Genomic DNA, 6236 nt, shown 5'->3' with positions numbered 1-6236 from the left:
ACTGATAACTGATAACTGATAACTGATAACTGATAACTGATAACTGATAACTGATAACTGATAACTGATAACTGATAACTGATAACTGATAACTGATAACTGATAACTGACAACTGATAACTGATAATTGATAATTGATAACTGATAACTGGTAACTGATAACTGATAACTGATAACTGAATCAATGCGTTATCGACGATTTGGCCGTACTAATTGGCAATTTTCGCTGTTTTCCCTGGGGACAATGCGCTGTTTGTCCTCAGAGTCGGTGTTTGCCGCAACACTCGATCGCGCCTTAGAATTGGGTATTAATCACCTAGAAACGGCCAGAGGTTACGGTAATAGCGAAGTTTTTCTCGGTCGCTACCTGCAGCGTCAAGGAGTGCGGGAGCGGGTTTATCTGACTACGAAATTGGTCCCCACTCCCGATCGCCAAACTATGGAAAAAGCGATCGCCGAATCCCTAGAACGATTACAATTAAATTACCTCGATTGTCTAGCAATTCACGGTATTAACACCCGCGAGCATTTAAACTGGATTAAAGACCCACAAGGCTGCATGAAAGCCGTTTTTATGGCCCAAGAAGCTGGAAAAATCGGTCATATTGGCTTTTCTACCCATGCACCCCTAGAAATTATTCTGGAGACAATCAATACAGATTTCTTCGCTTTTGTCAATATCCATTACTATTTTTTTTGGCAAAGACAGCAACCGGCGATCGCTTTGTCCCGATCAAAGGACATGGGTGTGTTTATTATCTCCCCTGCTGATAAGGGAGGTAGTCTCCACAGACCTCCCAAGAAGCTAGAGGAATTATGCGCTCCTTTTTCACCCCTAGAGCTAAATTATCGCTTTTTATTGAGTGATCCGCGCATTACTACCCTCAGCGTCGGGGCAGCGATACCGGAGGAATTAGAAGCAATTATTAACGTATGCGAAGGAGATCAGCCACTAGATGCGGCAGAAATTGCCGTTTTTAAACGTTTAGAGGCACATTTAACCGATAAATTAGCTACAGATTTATGTAGCCAATGTTATCAATGTTTACCCTGTCCCGAAAATATTAATATCCCTGAAGTGTTGAGACTGCGGAATCTGGCAGTAGCTTACGAAATGACCGATTTTGGCCAGTATCGCTATCGAATGCTGGAAAATGCCGGTCATTGGTTCCCCGGACGCAAGGCGAATAATTGTAGTGAATGCGGTGATTGTTTACCTCGCTGCCCGGAAAAATTGCCCATTCCCCAGCTACTATTTAATACACACGAACTACTTAAGGGAGCAGCGCAACGGAGATTGTGGTCATCTTAGGACGAAACTGGGAAAAATTTTTTTTGGGGATCGTCAAAGTGTAAAAACTATCTTAAGATTAACAGGTAAGAGAATTAACTTTCTTGAATTTAAAGAGACAAAAAACAAGAAATAGATTAAGGAGTAAAGGATATGGCACTCGTCCCCATGCGGTTATTGTTGGATCACGCGGCTGAGAACGGATATGGCATCCCCGCTTTTAACGTAAATAATATGGAGCAGATCCAAGCGATCATGCAAGCGGCGGCAGCCACCGACAGCCCCGTTATTCTACAAGCTTCTCGCGGTGCGCGCAAATATGCAGGGGAAAACTTCCTGCGTCACTTGATCACCGCCGCGGTGGAAACCTATCCTCATATCCCCATCGTGATGCACCAGGATCACGGTAATGAACCCGCCACCTGCTACTCGGCCATCCGTAACGGTTTCACCAGTGTTATGATGGATGGTTCCTTAGAAGCGGATGCTAAAACTCCCGCCACCTACGAGTACAACGTTAACGTTACTGCTGAAGTGGTAAAAGTTGCCCACTCGATCGGTGCTAGTGTGGAAGGAGAACTCGGTTGTTTAGGTTCCCTAGAAACTGGTAAAGGAGAAGCGGAAGATGGCCACGGTTTTGAAGGGGAATTAGATCACTCGATGCTGTTAACCGATCCCGATGAAGCGGTGGATTTCGTCGAAAGAACCCAAGTAGATGCTTTAGCAGTAGCCATTGGTACTAGCCACGGTGCTTACAAATTTACCCGCAAACCCACCGGCGAAATTCTCGCTATTAGCCGTATTGAAGAAATTCATAACCGCTTACCCAATACTCACTTGGTTATGCACGGTTCTTCCTCGGTCCCCGAAGATCTCCTCGAATTAATCAACCAATTCGGTGGCGCTATCCCTGAAACCTACGGTGTTCCCGTGGAAGAAATCCAAAAAGGCATCAAGAGTGGTGTGCGTAAAATCAATATCGACACCGACTGCCGTTTAGCAATTACTGCCGCAGTTCGGGAAGCACTATTCAGCAACCCGAAAGAGTTTGATCCCCGTTTCTTCCTGAAACCCTCGATCACCTATATGCAGAAAGTTTGTGCCGATCGCTATCAACAATTTGGTACCGCCGGTAACGCCAGCAAAATCAAACAAATGTCCCTTGATGACTACGCAGCCAAATATGCTAAAGGGCAATTAACCCAAGTCAGCAAAAAAGTTGTGGCTGTCTAGTAGCTGAACAATTAAGCGATCGCTTAATGGCACCGATCTAGTAGAATTTTTTGGGGTAGTTAACCATAACTACCCTCTTTTTTATGGGAATGCCTTCAAGGGAAAGAGTTGTCAGATAAGAATCGATTTCAGAGAAAAGACTATACTGAAAATAATCAGCAGATCAGCACTGGATTTATAAGAGAAGCAAGATGAGAAAAAAATCGTTGTGGGTGGGATTATTAGTGGGATTTTGGTTTTGTCTGACTTGGATGGCATGGACACCCACAGCAGCCGCCTTTAGCGAAGAACAAAAATTACTACTGCAATCTTGGCGATTAGTCAACCAATCCTATTATGATGACACCTTTAATCATCAAAACTGGTGGCAGGTGCGGGAACAATTCATCAAAAAACCCCTCAACGATCGGACGGCGGCCTATAATGCGATCGAACAGATGTTAGCCACTCTCGATGAACCCTTTACCCGTCTCTTGCGACCGGATCAATACCATAACCTACAAATTAGCACCACGGGGGAATTATCGGGGGTAGGACTGCAAATTAATATCAATCCCGATAATGGTTACTTAGAAGTGGTTGCCCCCCTTGCCGGTTCTCCTGCTGAGGCCGCTGGTTTAACTAGCCACGATCGCATTTTGTTTATTGATGGCATCGATACCACTACTTTAACCCTCGATGCAGCAGCAGCCAAAATGCGCGGGACCGCCGGAACAGAAGTTTCCTTAGTCATTCTTCCCGATCAAAAAAGTCAAACAAAAACCCTATCTTTAACCCGTCAACGCATTTCTTTAAGTCCAGTGGTAGCGGTTTTGGATAAAAATTCTAGTTCCTTGCCCATCGGTTATGTGCGCTTAAATCAATTTAGTGCTAACGCTGCCAAAGAAGTCTCGGAAGCTGTGACGAACCTAAAAAAACAAGGAGCCAAGGGTTATATTTTGGATCTAAGAAATAACCCCGGTGGTTTACTGCAAGCGGGTATAGAAATCGCTCGGATGTGGATTAATCAGGGAACGATTGTTTATACGGTTAATCGCGAGGGAATTGCCGATAGTTTTGCCGCTTCTGGTAATGCTTTAACCGACTCGCCTTTAGTGGTTTTAGTCAATCAGGGAACCGCCAGCGCCAGCGAGATTTTAGCCGGAGCATTACAGGACAATCAGCGAGGGGTTTTAGTGGGAGAAAAGACTTTCGGTAAGGGATTAATTCAGTCCTTATTCGAGTTACCCGATGGGGCAGGATTAGCGATTACCGTCGCCAAATATGAAACTCCCGCCCACCATGATATTCATAAGTTAGGAATTATGCCCGATCAAGTGGTGGCACAGGAACCGATCACATATCAGGAAATCGGCACCGAAAAAGATAGTCAATACCAAACGGCGATTCAGTTTTTAAACCAGAACACCGTTTTAGCCAAAGCTTCCTAAGTGGGTTTACTGAAAAAGTTTGTTGGTGGGGCAGGATTCAGGAGATTATTTTTACTTATTATCCCCACTACCCCGCTCCCTGCTCCCCACTTCATAATTCATAATTCATAATTTATAATTCCCACGGCATAAATCGAACAAATTAGCCGTTTTTTCCATCAATATCTAAATTAAGAGGAAAACCTGTTTGATTTGGAGAGAATGCTAACATCGATTAGAATTTTCCCAGTCAGGGTTTTTCAGCCTTGCAACCTTAACTCATCCTTGATTTTACTGCCATGCAGAGATATATTCGATCGCCCCTAGCCCTAACCCTGAGCATTAGCCTCTTAGCTAATTTTTTAAGCGCTTGTAATAATGCCCAAACCCCGAATAACAACGCCTCTAGTCCCACCACCACTGCCCCCGGTGATGAGGGACTAAAATTAGGGGCCTTACTGCCCATTACCGGAGATTTAGCCGCTATTGGTCAAAATATGCCCGAAGCGGCTGCCCTAGCGGTAGAGACTATCAATGCCTGTGGTGGAGTCAATGGCAAACCCGTCACCCTCGTGAAAGAAGATGACCAAACCGATCCCGCTGCCGGTGCTTCGGCGATGACAAAACTAGCGCAGATGGATAAAGTAGCCGGTGTGATCGGTTCCTTTGCCAGTAGCGTCTCAGGAGCAGCCGTCGATGTGGCGGTGAGAAATAAAGTTATGTTAGTCTCTCCGGGTAGCACCAGTCCTGTATTTACTGACAGGGCGAAAAAAGGCGATTTTCAAGGTTTTTGGGCGCGGACGGCTCCCCCGGACACCTACCAAGCTCAAGCTTTAGCTGTCCTAGCTAAGAAAAAGGGTTTTCAAAATGTGGCCACCGTCGTGATCAATAACGATTACGGAGTCGGATTTGAACGGGAATTCGTGAGCGCTTTCGATAAATTAGGCGGCACGATCACTAATAAGCAAAATCCTGTCCGTTATGACCCGAAAGCTGCCACTCTCGATAGTGAAGCGGCGGCTGCCTTCGCTAACCAACCGGATGCTGTAGCGGCAGTCCTTTACGCTGAAACGGGCAGTTTATTACTACAAGCGGCCTATAAACAGGGGTTGACCAAAGGAGTTACTGTCCTCCTCACCGATGGGGTTTATTCGGAAGATTTCACCAAACAGGTGGGGAAAGGAACCGATGGTAAGTCAATTATTGCTGGGGCCCTAGGCACGGTCCCCGGGGCCAACGGTCAAGCTTTAAGCGCTTTTACTACTCTCTGGAAGGAAAAAACCGGCAAGGATGTCACTGCTTTTGTTCCCCATACTTGGGATGCGGCGATTTTATTGATGTTAGCAGCCGAGGCGGCTAAATCTAACACTGGTGAAGGGATTCAAAGCAAGATTCGTGAGGTGGCTAACGGTCCGGGGACGGAAGTAACCGATGCTTGTCAAGCCCTGGAAATGATTCGCAAAGGCGAGGATATTAACTATCAGGGGGCCAGTGGCAATGTGGATATCGATGAAAATGGCGATGTGGTCGGTAGTTACGATGTCTGGACTGTTAAGGATGACGGGACTCTCAAGGTTATCGATAAGGTGACACCCAATCAGTAATCAGGAGTCAGTATTCAGGAGTCAGGAGTCAGGAGATTGCTTGTATTTATTTTCCCTGCTCCCCTCTCCCCCCCCCAACAGCCACGAAGTCCGTTGACAGCAGCATACTTTGTGCTTTTTGTCAAAAAAACTTTTTTTTTGCAATAAAACTACACAAAAAAAAGATCATCGTTGTGGGTGAAATTGACTCATTTACCTGTCTTAATTGGGATTACCTTCTAGGTGTGGCAAGGGTTTCAACCTTTGCTGCCCAAAAAAGCATAGAATACCCCATTGTGAAATTCTATCAAATCGCTGTAACCGGCATAACATCGTTGTTAAATAAAAATCTTTCTCAATTAATTCTTAAGAATTTATAAATATTGCGAAATGTTAATTTAAATATTCTCAAGTTTTTGGAGTCAATAGATAATTTTTGCTTATCTTTAACCAACATGGGGTTAGAAGTCAGTTATCAGTTATCAGTTATCAGTTATCAGTTATCAGTTATCAGTTATCAGTATTGACGAATTTGCGTTATTTCAGCCTCTATTTTCCAGTCAGTCCCGATGAAAAAATTTTCACCACCAGAGATGAAAAAGCAAATCCTGTTATCTCGTTCTCAGGTTCTACCTGGGAACCCTTTATTCAGGTTCTACCTGAAGGATATTTTAAGGCAGAGCCTTGGCACAAGCAAATCCTGCCATCTTGTTCCCAGGT

The 6236-nt window shown here is 44.8% G+C and carries 4 protein-coding genes and 2 pseudogenes; 5 read left to right on the top strand and 1 reads right to left on the bottom strand.

Going from position 1 to position 6236, the window contains the following annotated elements; genetic code table 11:
• Positions 1-185: pseudogene (locus IQ242_RS13925) on the bottom strand (hypothetical protein); the annotation flags it as partial.
• Between IQ242_RS13925 and IQ242_RS13920 the strand changes: the two are divergent.
• The 5 genes and pseudogenes from IQ242_RS13920 to IQ242_RS13900 form a co-directional block, all read left to right on the top strand.
• Positions 185-1312, top strand: coding sequence for an aldo/keto reductase (locus IQ242_RS13920; protein ID WP_193960375.1), 1128 nt, complete (start codon positions 185-187; stop codon positions 1310-1312). The pseudogene IQ242_RS13925 and the gene IQ242_RS13920 sit on opposite strands and share 1 nt — an antisense overlap.
• A gap of 132 nt (positions 1313-1444) precedes the next feature.
• Positions 1445-2524, top strand: coding sequence for a class II fructose-bisphosphate aldolase (gene fba, locus IQ242_RS13915; RefSeq protein ID WP_002744497.1), 1080 nt, complete (start codon positions 1445-1447; stop codon positions 2522-2524).
• A 191-nt stretch (positions 2525-2715) separates the two neighbouring features.
• The gene (gene ctpA / locus IQ242_RS13910; RefSeq protein WP_193960374.1) at positions 2716-3954 is read left to right on the top strand and encodes a carboxyl-terminal processing protease CtpA; all 1239 of its coding nucleotides are present in this window, start codon (positions 2716-2718) and stop codon (positions 3952-3954) included.
• Between the two features lie 278 nt (positions 3955-4232).
• The gene (locus IQ242_RS13905; protein ID WP_193960373.1) at positions 4233-5537 is read left to right on the top strand and encodes an ABC transporter substrate-binding protein; all 1305 of its coding nucleotides are present in this window, start codon (positions 4233-4235) and stop codon (positions 5535-5537) included.
• Positions 5538-5952: 415 nt separating this feature from the next.
• Positions 5953-6236: pseudogene (locus IQ242_RS13900) on the top strand (hypothetical protein); the annotation flags it as partial.

The sequence above is a fragment of the Microcystis sp. LEGE 08355 genome (assembly GCF_015207185.1).
Taxonomy (GTDB): domain Bacteria; phylum Cyanobacteriota; class Cyanobacteriia; order Cyanobacteriales; family Microcystaceae; genus Microcystis; species Microcystis panniformis.
Note: the sequence above shows the minus strand (reverse complement) of the source record. Positions and strands in the feature narration are given on the sequence as shown.

Coding starts and splice junctions, on each gene's coding strand:
- fba (WP_002744497.1), top strand. CDS start 1,445: ATGGCACTCGTCCCCATGCGGTTATTGTTGGATCACGCGGCTGAGAAC.
- IQ242_RS13920 (WP_193960375.1), top strand. CDS start 185: ATGCGTTATCGACGATTTGGCCGTACTAATTGGCAATTTTCGCTGTTT.
- IQ242_RS13905 (WP_193960373.1), top strand. CDS start 4,233: ATGCAGAGATATATTCGATCGCCCCTAGCCCTAACCCTGAGCATTAGC.
- ctpA (WP_193960374.1), top strand. CDS start 2,716: ATGAGAAAAAAATCGTTGTGGGTGGGATTATTAGTGGGATTTTGGTTT.